We start from the raw sequence: 15,327 nt of genomic DNA on the forward strand, positions 1-15,327 counted from the left end.
ACAGACGCTGTAAATTTCATCCTCTTTTTGGGCGATAATGAGTGAATGAAAATACTCATTTTATTCTTCATTTCCTTCTTATTTCAACCATCTTTTGGGCAATCACTAAGTGATATGCATATAATGACTGAGCAATACCCTCCCTTGAATTATGAGCGCCATGGCAAACTTAGAGGAATCAGCGTTGATATTCTTGAAGAGATATTTATCGAACTTGGGCTTGAAAGACGTAGAGATTCTATCAATATCTATCCATGGCCTAGGGCCTATAATATGATTCAGCATAATTCCATGGAAATGCTCTTCAGTATGGTGCGAACTGATGAGAGAGAAATGATGTTTAAGTGGGTAGGTCCCATCACAAGCTCTGAAATTGTTCTCTTTGCAAAAAAGTCTAAGAATATCGTTATTAATGATCAAGGTGATCTTGTGAAGTATCGCAAGATTGGGGTTGTAAAATCTGATATTGGTGAGCTGTTGTTAAAATCAAAAATGAACGTTAGCGGTGATCAGCTATATTTTGTAAAGAACTCTGAGGCCGGAATCAATATGCTTACAGCTGGTCGAATTGATATGTTTGCGTATGAGCGAATTGTTGGACTTTGGAATGTCAGAGAAATTGGTTTAAATCCTGACGATTACGAAGTTGTCTATATACTTAGTGCGAATGATTACTATTATGCTTTTAGTAAGGATGTACCTGATTCAATAATTAAAAAGATTCAAGAAGCTTTTGATAGATTAAAAAAGAGTGGGGCCATTGATAAGGCCATTAAGAATTACTTTTAAGTTTCCAAGTCCAATATTGATTTGATCATCAGTTCTTTTTCCTATGTGAATTCCCACAAGTGCATAACGGCCATTATTGTTCATTTTTAGAATAGGAGCACCGCTCATGCCAGGTGCAGTAGGGCAATCGTAGAGAAGTGCTGGTCCTTGTCTCTCATCTATATAACACTCCGAAAGCCATGCATTTTGAACAGAAACAATATCAGGATATCCTACAATAGTAATAGGGCCAAATTCATCGGTATGAGTTGCTAATGGAATATAAACTTTAAGCGATGATTGAAGCTCTAAAAGGGCAATATCAGATTTGATATCACTCCCGATGGTACTTTTTTTATAAAAAGAGTTGATGACCTTAATCCTAGAATGAGATTTATCCGAACTATTGTAATTTGGATAGAATTCTAGCTTTTCAAATATTTCATCGTTATTTGAAAATAGGCAATGGGCCGCAGTTAAGATGAGGCGAGGGGCAATGACCGTGGCCGTGCACTGGGATGTTTCTCCTGATTGATTCATGCCTTTTAGCAAACCAATATTGGCCAGGTTTAACTCATCACTTTGTATTTCATACGCAGATTGAGCGAAAGTTAGATTTGTCATGAACAAAAAATTAAGAATCAAAGTTTTCATATTCAGAGATTTTAATTCTCAAAAGCAACTCATCCACCTTAAATTGGCCTAATTCAGCTCTAAAGCTCTTAACTTTTACGTACTATTCGCTCGATAGGGCAGAAAATAGTTGAAGAAGGCCAAGTTTTTGATATTATTGGACTATGGCCATAAGTTTAGAGAAAGTCACAAATCAGAGTACGCCTACAAATAAAGTCAAATCCCTACTTGATATTGTTTTAGAGCGAAAAGAGCAACGATATAAGAAATCGAAGAAGAAATCTCTGCGTCCATGGCAAAATTTTAATGATCAAGTTGCAGATGATCGTTATTACAAAAAGAAAAGTACAGTGATGAAGCCCTTTAATGAGGCCCAGCTTAGTGATGATGAAAAATTAGAAATTCAAATTGCCCACAGGGCCAACACTCTGTTCACCCATCTCAAAAAAGATCACCTTTAAAAATTCGATTAAGCGGCCTTAGATTCTTTCGATAGTCGTGAAGACACAGGATCTTCTGGAAAGATATGGCGGATATTATTTGGAGTTGTTCCATGATCTTCAAGAGACTTCATGAATTCAATTTCTTCATGACCCATAACATGAGTGCCTGAGCAGAAATCAGGAATACCCTTATGATCTTTTCTTACAAATGATAGAAGAAAAGGGAACATTCCAAAGGCCCAACACAGATAGTATGAAAGAGTGCGGTTTACGCATTCAACTAGAGTTAAATCAGAATCATCTTTTGCTCTTCTAACTTGTAGCTCGAATACAAACTTTCCTGCTGTATGTCCCTTTCCAAGATAGTACGACAGGGTGAAGTAGCCGATGAAGATAAAAGTAAATGTGACAAATTCAATTTGACCCATGCGACCTTCAAGAATGCTAAGTAAACGAGAAGGAATATGATAGAAGAATTCTTTTACGTAATTGATGAATGTAAGCTCTAGACCTTTATTGATGATCCCAATAATCACAAGATCCATGACAAAAGCATAGACTCTTCTTTTAAGAATAGATTTCTGTTTTGGCGGAGTTTCTGAAATTGTAAATTTTGTTGTCTCATTCATCACAGACCCTATCGGCTAAATAGGGTCTGCGACTTAGAGTTTTTATTAATGAAGTAACTGTTTTAATTCATCAAGTTTAACAATGGCCTGAAGTGGAGTCATGTTATTGATATCCAGTGAAAGAACATTCTTTTCAAGGTTCTTCAAATGCTTCGGCACTTCTGGTTCAAGAGGAATATCGCTAAAGAATGAGAGTTGAGTTCCTGAGCGAATTACTCTCTCTTCTTTTGCTTCAACGTTAGTTTCAACAGGATGTTCGATCTTGATAGTAGAGCTCTCGTTGCTCTCTAGCTTTTCAAGAAGCTCAGTCGAGCGATTTAAAATTGAATGAGGAAGACCTGCTAATTTGGCAACATATATACCAAATGATTGACTCGCTCCTGTTTCAATTAGGCGATAGAGGAACTGAACATCGTCACCATTATTTGCTGTCTCAACTGTAAGGTTCTTCGCTTCCGGAAGTTTATCAGCTAGATCAATTAGTTCGTGATAGTGAGTTGCAAAAAGGCAAAGGGCCTTCGTCTTTTTTACAAAGTGTTCAACCAGTGCCCAAGCGATACTCATACCATCGTATGTTGAAGTTCCTCTTCCAACTTCATCAAGAATGATGAGAGAGCGCTCTGTTGCATGGCGGATAATTTCCGCTGTTTCGGCCATCTCCACCATGAATGTCGATTGACCTTTGAGAATATCATCACTAGCGCCCAATCGACTAAATAGATAATCACATAGGCCAAGTTCGGCGTGCTGAGCAGGGACAAAAGACCCAATTTGAGCAAGAAGTTGAACAATGGCCACCTCTCTCATAACAGTCGTCTTACCGGCCATGTTTGGTCCCGTAATAAGCCCAAAAAAGACTTTGTTATCAAGCTTTAAATCATGAGGAACAAATTGGTCTCTAATGATTGATTTAATAAGAGGGTGCCATGCTCCTTGAAGATTAATTTCTTTTTTCTTGTCTGATAATTTCGGGCAAGTGAATTCTTCTTGTAGTGCTATCCAAGCGAAACTTTGGAAGACATCAAATGTCGCAATGATGTCTGCTAGTTTCATAATAAGAGTATTAACATCGGCAACTTTTAAGATAATGTTCTTGAAGATTTCTCTTTCGAGTCTTTCAAGTTTATCTTTTGCTGTAATGATTTCTTTTTCAAATTCATTTAATTCATCGGTCGTATAGCGCTCAGAGTTAACAAGAGTTTGACGTCTAATAAAAGAGGCAGGAACTTTGTCTGAATGTGTCTTAGAAACCTCGATAAAATATCCAGTCACATTGTTAGACTTAATTTTTAATTTTTGAAGTCCTGTTTCTTCTCGGTAGCGAGTTTCAAGCTGAAGAAGTTCTTCTGCTGCATTGATTGTAAGCTTAGCAAGACGATCTCTTTCTTTGTGAGAGCCACTTTTGATCAAGTTTCCTTTCTCAAGTGTTGCGCCGATTTCATCGTTAATGGTAGATGTGATTTCGTCACTGATGGCCTTTAATAATTTAAATTCATCTTTTCCAAGGAGTTCTGTTACTTGTACAGGAAAATTCGCTGTTGTTGGCAAAAGCTCTTCATAGACATTAATGGCCGTAGAAATATTTAATAAATCACCAGCATTGGCCTTACCTGTTGTCGCTTTGGCCATGATTCTTTCAAGATCGCGAACATCACTCGTTTTTTCACGAATAGTTCTTAGATCTCCATCATTATCAATAAGGTGTTGGATTAAAGTATGTCTTTTACCAATTTCTTTCAAATCATTAAGAGGTGATAAAAAGACGTTCTTCAACATTCTTGCACCAAGAGATGTTTGCGTTTTATCAAAGAAACCAAGAAGAGAGTCTTTGTAGGTGTCTCTTGTCTTTGGTAGAATTTCAAGACCAGTAAGAGTCGCTAATGTGACTTTCATATGTCCTGTATCACTGATCATTCTAAATGGTCTGATGTGATAGAATTCTTCAAAAGATTGAGTTGAACATACATAATAAGATAGAGCACCAACTGGACCAAGAATTCCTTCATTGGCCTTAATCACTTGATCTCTTTTAAAAGCTGGAATTAATCTTTCAGTATAAAGTTCCGTATATTTTGTTTCAAAGTATTCGCTTGATAAGTGAGTTTTTAAAATTCCGTTTTGCTCGAGGTATTTATCAAGTGTTTTATAATCATCCCATTGACCGAGGTAGGCAATAAACTCTTTTGGCTCAATCATGCGAAGCTTATTAAGAAAGCTTTCGAAGTCTGGAGTCACAAGCCCCGTAAACTCACCAGTCGTGAAATCAATGGCCGATAGATAGAACTTCCCATTAACAATTTGACCACTGGCCATATAGCGATGCTCTGAGCTTTCTGTTTTTTCTAGATCGTATGGCATTCCTGGAGAGACCACTTGAGTAACGGCCCTTTTGACAATGCCTTTTGCTTCTTTTGGATCTTCAACTTGCTCACAAATGGCAACTTTTAATCCGTGATTAGTAATGCGATCAACATAGGCTGCGGCCGCATGGTGAGGAATACCTGCCATTGGAATGGGGTGGTCACCCAATTTTCCACGATGAGTGCGAGCAATATTTAAAATCTTGGCAGCATTGATGGCGTCTTCAAAAAAGACTTCATAAAAATCGCCCATACGAAATAAAAGCAAATGGTCTTCATACTGCTTTTTGATCTCATAGTATTGTTGCATCATTGGAGTTAATTTAACCCCTTGCTTTACGATTTCTTCTAGTGTGATGTTGCTCAAGTTCTCCACCTTTTATCGATTTTTAGGGGGGCAGAGTACCATGGGCATAGGCTTATCGTAAAGAAATTGTCCAGCAAAGACACTTGCTAAGTTGTTGATAATTAACGAACTTGAGGGAGTTTGTTGAGAACTGAGTTTTTGTAAGGAGTAAAATAGCTTTTTTGCACCTTTGCGTCATTGAGAATGTTGGCCGTCCAGTTGTTGCAGGTGAAAAACAAATGATAATTGAGCGATGAAAAATAGAAGCGATCACTGCCGTAGCAACTGTAATTTTTTATTTCTACGGCCCTTTCATTTTCTAAAATAAAGCTATTGGTTAATGCACTTTTAATCTGTGCTAATTGTGGCCGTGATAAGGAAATTTTCACAGCTTGCTGTGGGAGAGTTTGCATGAAGTCCACATGCATAATTCCCTTTTTTGGCAAAAAAAGTGCTTTTGCAATTAGCGACGCAGTCACCTTATCCCAAGTGGGGGCCTGAAGAAAAAAATCTCTGTCACCAAAACTAAACTCTATGAAAGCTGCGCGCTCGCTAAGATTTTTGTCAAAGTAATTTATCAAATGACCAGCATCCTCTTTCTTCAAAGTAATAGCTGTATGGATATCGTTATAGGTTATATAAATATCATTTTGAGAAATTTGAGAAAGAGGAGCTGCTTTGTTTGGCCGACCAATTAAAGGAAGTACGCCAAATATCAAAGCGATCATTATAAAAAGGGTTAAGAGTGCAAACAAAAGTTTTTTCATTTGATTAGTATAGCAGATTGCTTTGTTTTAAAAATAGTGGAGTAAGCTTTCCCAAGTTGTTATACTTTTCATATGAAAGGACTAAGACATATTATTGTCATCACATGTTTTCTACTTCTTTGCACAGTGATCATTGTGGCCGGAAAAACTTCATCTTGGAAAAGAGTGACAAATGAAGATCTACGCGCGGCCAATGCTAAGAAGAACGTCTTCGCTACAGAAAGTTATTTCTCTGAAGCAAGATTTCATCTTATGGAAGGTGATAGGGCAGTTATGCATATGCGCTCAAGTGAGATGTCGATCAATGGCAATAATCAAAATATCATTTTCACGGCACCTAAAGGTGTTTTCTTCACTAAGGATGATTTGCCTGTCCATTATGAGGCCCAAAGAGGTTTGTGGCTTGATGGTCCACAGGAGTTAATTCTCAATGATGATATCAATCTGCGCCACAATAGCACTTGGGTTAAAACGACGAAGTTGACATACAATCTTTTGAAAGATGAACTTGAGGCCACGGGAAATGTTGAAAGTCGCAGTGAGAGGCCTGAGAATTTAGAAGAGATTGAAGTTTATGCTGATAAATTATTTGGTAGGCCAAAGGCCAATTGGTCTCGATTCACTGGAAATGTTAACGGAAAAATTCAAAGAACGAGAGGTTATGAGGAGAGTGTAGACTTTTCTGCTGATCGTGTAGACCTCGATTTAAATAAGGCCCATGCTGAATTAGAGGGTCAAGTAAGTATTAGAAAACAGCGACTTAAGGCCACTTCTCTGCGTGGTGAAATCTTTTTGGAAAACTATAACAAAAAGCTCAAGTATTTTACGCTTTATGACGATGTGGTAGTCATAGAGAAAGTGATGCTTGGAGGGGGTTCTTCTTCAAGTGGGGCTTTCAAAGAACAGTTCGAAAGAAAGGCCTATGCGGATACGCTGGAAGGGTTTATGAAAGATCGAACACTTGTTCTAACTGGTTATCCGAAAGTAATCCAACGCGATGATGTTATTAAAGGCAACGTCATCACCTTGAGGGAGGATAGCGAAGTTGTGGAAGTGGACGATGCAAACTCTAACTTTAAAATCAGATAGGAATTTCGATGAACGCATATTTGGAAGCTAAAGATCTCAAAAAAACTTACTCAGGTCGAACAGTCGTTAAGAAAGTTGGACTAAGAGTAGAACAAGGTGAAGTTGTGGGACTGCTTGGACCCAACGGAGCTGGTAAAACGACATCGTTTTACATGATCGTAGGCCTTGTGAAGGCAGATGAAGGTTCGATCTCACTATCAGGTGATGATTTAACAGAGTATCCGATTCACATTAGGGCCTTGAAAGGAGTTGGTTATCTCCCGCAAGAAGCCAGCGTCTTTCGCGATCTAACGGTGGAAGAGAATATATTCGCAGTACTTGAGAATAGAAACCTTCCCAAACAAAAGCAGAAGACCCTACTTGAATCACTGATTCAAGATTTTGGTCTCGGGCACATCCGCACTTCAAAAGGTGGCGCCCTCTCTGGGGGAGAGCGACGAAGAGTGGAAATTGCACGAGCTTTAGCGCTAGAGCCAAAGTTTGTGCTTTTAGATGAGCCCTTTGCTGGTGTTGATCCTTTAGCAGTTAGTGATATTCAAAATGTTATCACTGGACTCAAAAGAAGAAATATCGGCGTGCTCATCACCGATCACAACGTCAGAGAAACTCTGGGCATTGTTGATAGGGCCTATATTATGAATAGCGGTGAACTCCTTGTGAGTGGAACACCGGACGAGATTATAAATGACGATAGAGCAAGGAAGTTTTATCTAGGAGAAGAATTCAGGATGTAATTCGCCCATTGTTAAACTAGGTGTAATTATGGCCATTAAATTATCTCAAGGTCTAAAGCTTAAGCAAACGCAGAGTCTCATGATGACTCCGCAGCTTCAACAAGCTATTAAACTTTTGACTTTAACCCACCAAGAGATGACTGACCTAATCGCAGAAGAGATGGTTGAAAATCCAATGTTAGAGGAAATTCAACCAGAGAGCGATTACCAACTTGAAAGATTGGAAGATCAAAATCGTGAAATGTCAGGGGAAGAGTTCCAAGAACAGTCCATGACAAATAAAGGCGATGATGATTTCGATTGGCAATCATATATCGACAACTATAATTCAAATTCATCTCAACCATCTATGGTTGGACCTACTAATAATGATGAAATGCCGACTTATGAGAATATCGTTTCTCGAGGCATGACTTTAGCTGAACACTTAGAGTGGCAGCTAAGAATGGAAGAACTAACAGAAGAAGAAATTAGTTTTGCTCTTAAAATTATTCATGAAATTAACGAAGACGGATACCTCGATATCCCATTCGATAAAATTGTAGCGAGCACTGATATTGATAGAGGTGTTGCTGATGATGTTTTAAGACTTGTTCAAAGTCTTGACCCTGTTGGGTGTGGAGCTGAAAATTTAGTTGATTGTCTATTAGCTCAAGCAAGAATTATGGAAGAGAGATCTCCACTTCTTGAAAAAATTATTAGAGAACACCTTGATGATCTTAAAGATCATAATCATAAAAAGATTGCAAAGGATCTAGCTGTATCTGAAGAGCAAGTCAGAAAAACTTCTGAACTACTTCACCAGTTTTATCCTAAGCCTGGAAGACTTGTTTCATCACAAGATACACACTATGTCGTACCTGATATTTATGTAGTTCTTGTCGGTGGAGAGTATGTAGTTCAAGTTAATGATGACGGTGTTCCAAGACTTAGAATTTCTGAATTATATCAGAGCGTTCTTAATAAGTCGGATACAAGTGAAGATAAAGAAGCAAATCGTTTCGTACAAGACAAATTGAAATCTGCTCTTTGGTTAATTAAGTCTATCCACAATAGACAAAGAACAATTGAAAAAGTTGCGAAGGCAATAGTTCGTCAACAGCAACAGTTCTTTAGAAAAGGTGTGAAGCTCTTAAAGCCAATGACTCTAAAAGATATCGCTAATGAAATTGGTATGCACGAATCGACTGTGTCGAGAGTAACGACTAATAAGTATATGCACACGCCGCTTGGGGTCTTCGAACTTAAGTATTTCTTTAATACTGGAGTTGGTGGAAAAGACGGTGGGGTCGATATTTCAAGTGAAGTATTGAAGCTAAAAATTAAAGAAATGATCGAGGCCGAGAGTCCTAAGAAACCTCTGTCAGATCAGAAAATTGCCGAACTTTTGAGTCGTGACGACGTAGAAGTGGCCAGAAGAACGGTGGCAAAGTACAGGGAACTCCTTGGAATTGCATCGTCAGCTAAACGTAAAGTAAAATAGGAATTTAAAGGGTGCCCAATAAGGAGGAAGTAAGCACCCACGATCAGACCAAAATATATAGTATCTTTGAAAATTCGTTCTGTACGTATTAAGGAGTAAGTTTATTATGAAAGTAACTATCGCATTCAGACACCTAGAACATACACCAGCATTAGATGCAAGAATCGAGGAGAAGTCTGAAAGGCTAGCGAAGTTTTTAGGTGGTCGTTCAAATATTCACTGGAGCTGCTATGTAAAGCAAGGCATCCACTATGCAGAAGTCGAAATCACTGGACCAAATTACAATTATCATGCAACTGGGTCCTCTGAAAATCTATATAAGACAATCGATATTGCTATCAATAAAATTGAAAAACAGTTGCAGAAAAAGAAAGAAAAAATTAAATCAAGAAGACAGAGAAATGCTGTTGAATTACAGTGCTTCGATCCTGAAATGGCGTGGGCCGATTACGACGAAGACTACTTCCAAGACGCGGCTTAAACCACATAACGGAACCAAAAAAGGAACCAGTAAAAATGCTCCGAATGGAGCATTTTTTTTTGCCACCAAATCAGGTTGGCGATTCATTGGGACAATCCGAGAAGGTGATTGGGCCTAACTAATTAATATCTCTAATTACCTAAGAAAAAATTAAATAAGGATTATAATTTCCGATAAGAGTTTTAGGGAGTTAGCCTTGATTAAGACTTTTTTGTTAATATTCACAGCAATTATTTCTTCATCCTGTGTGTTGGATAGAGGAACAATTGCAATAAAGAATGGTGGGCAAAAAGTATTTGGTGCAAAAACCAAAATGGACAAGGCTGAAGTTACAAGTGTTGCAATTGAGAATAATCAGCTGATTATTACTGGACAATACTTGAAGTATGCAACAAGTATAAAAATCACAGGAGATTCTTTTTCTGAATCTTTTCAAATAGAATCAGTAAACGACTCAAAAATAATTGCAAATTCACTCAAATCTTTTTCCTTCAAAGTTGGCGCCATCTTTAATTTGATGATTAGTGACTCCTATGGTTCAGCAACTTTCTCTGTAACATTTGAACTTCAAGATGGTGCTGTTACGGCATCTAAAATTCATGATATGGGCGCAAGTGAAGGACAGGTCTTAAAGTTCTCTGCTGGACAATGGGGGCCTGCTGATCTCACGGGCTTGAGTTATGCCGGTAATTGGGATGCATCAAGTTTAGTTGCACCAAGTTTAACGCCTGCTGGGGGAGATTATTATATTGTCACAATTCCAGGGACAACTGATCTTGCTGGTGGAGCTGGGACAAACTCTTGGCTTATTGGGGATTGGGCGATTTACAATGCTGTTTTAGGACAATGGGAAAAAATTGCAAATGGATCTACTGTAACGAGTTTTAATGGCAGAAATGGGAATGTCATGCCTATGGCAGGTGATTACAATTTGGCTGGATTAGCTGATGTTGATACAACAGGAGTTAGTGCTGGAAAAATTTTAAAGTATGACGGTACTAAGTGGGTTATTGATGATGATTTATCCAGTGGTGGAGCAGGTTCTGTTAGTTCTGCTGAAATTGCTGATGGGTCTATTGTTGATAATGATATAAATGCAAGTGCAAATATATCACAATCAAAAATACAAAATTTAAGCACTGACCTTGCTTCAAAACTGTCCACTGCAGGAGGCTCTTTGACTGGTGCACTTGATATGGGTGGACACAATATTGGTAATGTTGGAACTGTCGATGGTGTAGACCTCTCAGCACTTAATTCTCAAGTAACAACAAATACTTCAAATATTTCTTCTAATGCCGGAGGCATTCTTTCTAATCAATCAAGTATATCGACAAATTCTTCTAATATTGCAACAAATGCCACAGCAATCGCATCTAAGTTTAGTTCTTCTGATGTAGACACTGACACTTCTTTAAGCGCTAATAGCGATAGCAAAGTCCCATCTCAAAAAGCAATCAAAACATATGTTGACAGTGCTACTGGTGCACTTACTTCTTCTCAATGGAACACATCAGGTAGTGATATCTTTTACAGCGCTGGTAAGGTAGGTGTTGGAACAAACTCCCCATTAGGTGCTCTACATATTTTAAGTAGTAATGCCCTCTATTATGATCGCGTAAATAATGGTGGCCACTTGCTTTTTAGAAGAGCTAATGGGACGACATCATCACCAACAGCTGTTCTTGATACTGAGACTTTAGGTCGGATTTCGTTCACTGGTCATGATGGTACTGATTATTCAGCAAATTCTTTCGCAGGCATAATGGGAGTGGCCACTGAAGACTGGAGTGCTACCAACAAGGGAAGTAAGCTTGTATTTAGAGTAACACCTAATGGAACAACGAATGAGCAATATGCAATGACTGTTAATCACGATGGGAATGTTGGTATTGGAACAACCGCTCCTACACAAAAACTAGAGGTTTCTGGGGCCGTCAAGGCCACATCGTTTATTGGTGACGGATCACAATTAACAGGAATCAATGCCGATTCTTCGAGTAACAATGGCGATACCATTATTACTTCTGACGCCGATGCAAATGGTGGTGGTGATATTATTTTTAAAACAGGTACATCTACTAGAATGACCGTTAAAAATAATGGCATGATTGGTGTTGGAACGAGTACTCCATCAAAAGATATTCATATCGCAGCAAGTGGAACAACTTCTGGTCCAGGAATTCGCTTACAGAATACAAATACAAATGGTGCTGACTTTCAAATGGTCGTTACTGCTGACGGACATGGCAGTGGGGCAAATAAATTTATAATCCATGACAATAACTCATCAACTGCTCGTCTTACTGTCGATGGTACTGGAAATGTTGGAATTGGAGTTGTTAGTCCTACTTCTAAACTTGAGGTAGCTGGCTCAATAAAAGCTGAAGGTATGAATATTACTACTGGTCAAATTACTTCTAGTTATGCTGGAAATTTTATTCCAATGAATGTTGAAAATACCTCAGGATATTCTCATATAAGGGTAAATGGGACAGAGTTTGGAGGCATTACAAATGCTACAAATGAAGGCTACGTAAAAACTGCTGATAATTCACGAGGAGTTTTCTTAGACGCAAATGGTATAAAGTTCAATGTGGGAGTGAGTAATAATGTAATGCAAATTGATACAACTGGAAGAGTTGGAATTGGAACAAATGCACCAGGAAATAAGCTACATGTTGTTGATGGGGATATTAAATTAGAAAGAACTGATGCTGCGTCAACCATTTTTAGTCTAAGTAAACAAAACGGGTATTACGGATATCTAAATTTTCAACAAAACGGACTTCGAAGATGGCACTTAGGTGTATCGTCAGCACCAGAAACAGGTTCTAATGTTGGTTCAGACTTCTACTTGAATCGAGCAAGTGATGCTGGTGGATATATTGATACAATATTTACTGTAAAAAGAGACACAGGCCACTTTGGTGTAGGGACAACAACACCTTCAGAAAAGTTTACTGTTTCTGGGACAACTAATTTAAGTGGAAAGAAATTTCGAAATCTAGGTGGAACACCTGCGGCTGTAGGGCGTTGGATAAAAATTGCTAGGATTCAGGATACGAATCCTGTGAACAGTGGAGAGACTGCACAATTCGTTGGAAACGTAAAACTTCAGGCCGATTATGGAGATACTGGTGGTACACAATACGTGGCGGATTTCTCTTTTGGATCGCGTGGTACTTTGAGACCTATTCTAAATGAATCTGGAAATGCTGCTTTTAGAACAATTGGCCAAGCTGATAGAGTCGAGTGGCGTATTTATACTGATCCAAGTGGCTGGCATTATCTATGGATGTGGCAACCAGAGTATTCTCATTTTGCTCATTTTGAATATATCGCAAATAACTGTATAGAATATTGGAGTGTGGAAGACCCTCCTGGCGATCATACTCAAGTTTGGTCTAGCTACGGTGGAGTGAAGCAAGGAGCGATCCTCGGAGATAAAATTGCTATTGGAACAAAATCTCCTTCCGATTGGTCAGCCTTGGATGTTAATGGAAAAATTGATGCTGACATGGTTTATGCTTCAGACGTTGATGATTCTAGTGTAGGAACTTTTACTACACTGACAACATGGGTGGCCCCCGCTTCTACGAAAACGGTAACAGTACCAGAGAATGGTACATACTTATTGAATTATCATGCAAGATTATTCACTGATCAAGCAAACGGAATGTCATGGTGGAAATCAAGAGTATACAATGTCACAAACGCCAGCGTAGTTCTAACAACATTTGGTATGAATGCGAACTACGCAAGCAATGGAGACACAACGACTTCTGGAACAAAAATTGTATCTTTAACAAAGGGTGATGTTCTTAGAATTGAATATTACGTTAACACAGGCGCGACGGGGACATTTCACGTTGGAAATACTGATGGAGGACAGGGGATTACTCTTTTGCGCGTAGGAAAGTAGAGCATTTTCAATTTTTATGATTTAATAATTCTAATACTGTATTGGAGTTATTATGGTCTTCTTAAAGTTGTTAGCAGGTCTTTCTGTATTTCTTTTGGCCCTATCAAATCTTGAAGTAGGGTTGAGTAAAGCAAGCGGTAGAACTTTTGAGCATATCCTAGCACGTTTTACTAAAAATCATTTTCTCTCCGTCATTACAGGAATTGTCACAACAGCATTTTTACAAAGCTCATCAGTTGTTACTTTGATTACTCTGGCCTTTGTCGGTGCAAGTCTTTTACCATTTTCTAATGCCCTTGGAGTAATTATTGGGGCCAATCTAGGAACGACATTCACAGGATGGATTGTCTCTGTAGTTGGTTTTAAAATGGAGTTGGACCTTTTTATTTATCCGTTACTATCCTTTGGTTGTTTCTATTTTTTTCTTCCAACGAAATATAAGAAAACAAAAAACTTCTTTATGGCGATTTTCTCATTTGGTCTACTCCTTTTTGGATTAGATATTATGAAAGTCAGTATGTCTTTTGTTTCATCGAGTTTACCAGTCGAATCTCTAAGAGAAATGGGAATAGTTGTTTATTTTCTTTTTGGAATTGTCTTTACGGCAATTATTCAATCAAGTTCTGCAACTATGATGATTGCACTCACTGCTCTTAGCCAAGGAATTATCACCCTGGATGGCGCATGTGCTTTAGTTATTGGTGCTGATCTCGGGACAACTGGAACAACAATATTAGGAGCAGTGGGAGGAAGTCAGGACAAGAAACGAATCGCTGCTGCCCATGTTACATTTAATCTCGTTACAGATCTACTCGCACTTCTTTTTATTTTTCCACTTATCAAATTAGCAAAAATGATTGTCGGTGATGGCGAAGAATTATTTACGCTAGTGTTTTTTCATAGCTCATTTAATTTGATTGGTATTTTAATATTCTTTCCTTTTTTGAATAGATTCGAAAAGTTTTTAATGAAAATTGTTCCTGAAAAGAAAGGTGAAAAGTTTTTCAATTTAGATACTTTATTTGCAACGACTGCTCATTTAAGTTTGCTAAAAGATGCACTTCAAAAATTTGGCGATAAAGTCGGAGAATATCTCATGAATATAGGAGATTCTCAAAAGGGCGATAGAAGTTATGAAAATTTAAAGGAGATGTCTGATGAAATTTTTACTTATATTTTGAAAGTAAAAGAGCAACATCTTACAGAAAGTGAACAGTCATTTATCATTAAAATGAACACTGCTATGAATGAGATTTTAAATTCTTTGAAAGATGCCGCAAGTATCGAGCACAATTTAATAAACTTTCGCGAAAATATTGATCCAAATTTAAAAAACTTTTACTTTCTTCAAAAGAAAATTATGGCCGAGATTTTAGGAGATAAGCAAAGTGATACGAAAACGCTTCTGTCGTTAATTAAGGCCAGCCGAACTTCTAGTGATGAGCATATTGTTGAAATGGTCAGTTCTGCGGGATCATTTTCAGGCATCTCAACTCTTTTTAATGTGAATAGAGAGGTCCATTCAAGCCTGAGTTCGTTTGTCAGTTTTAGAGATGAAATGGCCTTTGGAATTCTTAATTGATATTCATTATTGTCAAAAAAAATTGTCAAATTTCATGAATATGAAAATTGTTTTGTTTGCCTAAGTTTTTGATTTTATTCCATTTGT

Annotated in this window: 12 protein-coding genes; 8 read left to right on the top strand and 4 right to left on the bottom strand. The window is 38.0% G+C overall.

The window, feature by feature from the left end; genetic code table 11:
• The first annotated feature begins 45 nt into the window (after positions 1-45).
• Positions 46-789 (top strand): substrate-binding periplasmic protein, encoded by a 744-nt coding sequence (locus M899_RS04990; RefSeq protein ID WP_052610311.1) that lies wholly within the window; start codon positions 46-48, stop codon positions 787-789.
• On the opposite strand, the gene M899_RS04995 is transcribed toward M899_RS04990, so the two are convergent.
• Positions 742-1,392: a trypsin-like serine peptidase gene (locus M899_RS04995; protein WP_021270333.1), complete on the bottom strand. Its 651-nt coding sequence runs from the start codon at positions 1,390-1,392 to the stop codon at positions 742-744. The two genes, M899_RS04990 and M899_RS04995, sit on opposite strands and share 48 nt — an antisense overlap.
• Before the next feature lie 173 nt (positions 1,393-1,565).
• Here M899_RS04995 and M899_RS05000 point away from each other — a divergent pair, with 173 nt between their 5' ends.
• The gene (locus tag M899_RS05000; RefSeq protein WP_021270323.1) at positions 1,566-1,862 is read left to right on the top strand and encodes a hypothetical protein; all 297 of its coding nucleotides are present in this window, start codon (positions 1,566-1,568) and stop codon (positions 1,860-1,862) included.
• Between the two features lie 8 nt (positions 1,863-1,870).
• On the opposite strand, the gene M899_RS05005 is transcribed toward M899_RS05000, so the two are convergent.
• The 3 genes from M899_RS05005 to M899_RS05015 form a co-directional block, all read right to left on the bottom strand.
• On the bottom strand, positions 1,871-2,473 hold the full coding sequence (locus tag M899_RS05005) for an RDD family protein (protein WP_021270320.1): 603 nt from the start codon (positions 2,471-2,473) through the stop codon (positions 1,871-1,873).
• Between the two features lie 45 nt (positions 2,474-2,518).
• Positions 2,519-5,200, bottom strand: a complete 2,682-nt coding sequence (gene mutS / locus M899_RS05010) for a DNA mismatch repair protein MutS (RefSeq protein WP_021270331.1) — start codon at positions 5,198-5,200, stop codon at positions 2,519-2,521.
• Positions 5,201-5,301: 101 nt separating this feature from the next.
• Entirely contained in the window at positions 5,302-5,946 is a 645-nt protein-coding gene (locus tag M899_RS05015) for a DUF2459 domain-containing protein (RefSeq protein WP_021270319.1), read from the bottom strand.
• A gap of 72 nt (positions 5,947-6,018) precedes the next feature.
• Here M899_RS05015 and lptC point away from each other — a divergent pair, with 72 nt between their 5' ends.
• The 6 genes from lptC to M899_RS17515 all read left to right on the top strand — a co-directional run bounded on the left by lptC (position 6,019) and on the right by M899_RS17515 (position 15,240).
• Positions 6,019-7,035, top strand: coding sequence for an LPS export ABC transporter periplasmic protein LptC (gene lptC / locus M899_RS05020; RefSeq protein ID WP_021270313.1), 1,017 nt, complete (start codon positions 6,019-6,021; stop codon positions 7,033-7,035).
• A gap of 8 nt (positions 7,036-7,043) precedes the next feature.
• On the top strand, positions 7,044-7,769 hold the full coding sequence (gene lptB / locus M899_RS05025) for an LPS export ABC transporter ATP-binding protein (RefSeq protein ID WP_021270317.1): 726 nt from the start codon (positions 7,044-7,046) through the stop codon (positions 7,767-7,769).
• A gap of 28 nt (positions 7,770-7,797) precedes the next feature.
• Positions 7,798-9,252, top strand: coding sequence for an RNA polymerase factor sigma-54 (rpoN, locus tag M899_RS05030; RefSeq protein WP_021270316.1), 1,455 nt, complete (start codon positions 7,798-7,800; stop codon positions 9,250-9,252).
• Positions 9,253-9,358: 106 nt separating this feature from the next.
• Positions 9,359-9,733 carry a ribosome hibernation-promoting factor, HPF/YfiA family gene (gene hpf / locus M899_RS05035; RefSeq protein WP_021270314.1) on the top strand — a complete coding sequence of 125 codons (375 nt, stop codon included), beginning with the start codon at positions 9,359-9,361 and terminating at the stop codon, positions 9,731-9,733.
• Positions 9,734-9,929: 196 nt separating this feature from the next.
• Positions 9,930-13,658: a beta strand repeat-containing protein gene (locus tag M899_RS05040; protein ID WP_021270327.1), complete on the top strand. Its 3,729-nt coding sequence runs from the start codon at positions 9,930-9,932 to the stop codon at positions 13,656-13,658.
• Positions 13,659-13,710: 52 nt separating this feature from the next.
• Positions 13,711-15,240 carry a Na/Pi cotransporter family protein gene (locus M899_RS17515; RefSeq protein ID WP_021270325.1) on the top strand — a complete coding sequence of 510 codons (1,530 nt, stop codon included), beginning with the start codon at positions 13,711-13,713 and terminating at the stop codon, positions 15,238-15,240.
• Positions 15,241-15,327: the final 87 nt, after the last annotated feature.

This window comes from Bacteriovorax sp. BSW11_IV (assembly GCF_000447755.1).
Classification (GTDB): Bacteria; Bdellovibrionota; Bacteriovoracia; order Bacteriovoracales; family Bacteriovoracaceae; genus BSW11-IV.

What these genes read in the sequence shown, in the direction of transcription:
- M899_RS04990 (WP_052610311.1), top strand. Translation starts at nt 46, where the DNA reads ATGAAAATACTCATTTTATTCTTCATTTCCTTCTTATTTCAACCATCT.
- M899_RS04995 (WP_021270333.1), bottom strand. Translation starts at nt 1,392, where the DNA reads ATGACAAATCTAACTTTCGCTCAATCTGCGTATGAAATACAAAGTGAT.
- lptC (WP_021270313.1), top strand. Translation starts at nt 6,019, where the DNA reads ATGAAAGGACTAAGACATATTATTGTCATCACATGTTTTCTACTTCTT.
- M899_RS05000 (WP_021270323.1), top strand. Translation starts at nt 1,566, where the DNA reads ATGGCCATAAGTTTAGAGAAAGTCACAAATCAGAGTACGCCTACAAAT.
- M899_RS05015 (WP_021270319.1), bottom strand. Translation starts at nt 5,946, where the DNA reads ATGAAAAAACTTTTGTTTGCACTCTTAACCCTTTTTATAATGATCGCT.
- M899_RS17515 (WP_021270325.1), top strand. Translation starts at nt 13,711, where the DNA reads ATGGTCTTCTTAAAGTTGTTAGCAGGTCTTTCTGTATTTCTTTTGGCC.
- M899_RS05005 (WP_021270320.1), bottom strand. Translation starts at nt 2,473, where the DNA reads ATGAATGAGACAACAAAATTTACAATTTCAGAAACTCCGCCAAAACAG.
- hpf (WP_021270314.1), top strand. Translation starts at nt 9,359, where the DNA reads ATGAAAGTAACTATCGCATTCAGACACCTAGAACATACACCAGCATTA.
- rpoN (WP_021270316.1), top strand. Translation starts at nt 7,798, where the DNA reads ATGGCCATTAAATTATCTCAAGGTCTAAAGCTTAAGCAAACGCAGAGT.
- lptB (WP_021270317.1), top strand. Translation starts at nt 7,044, where the DNA reads ATGAACGCATATTTGGAAGCTAAAGATCTCAAAAAAACTTACTCAGGT.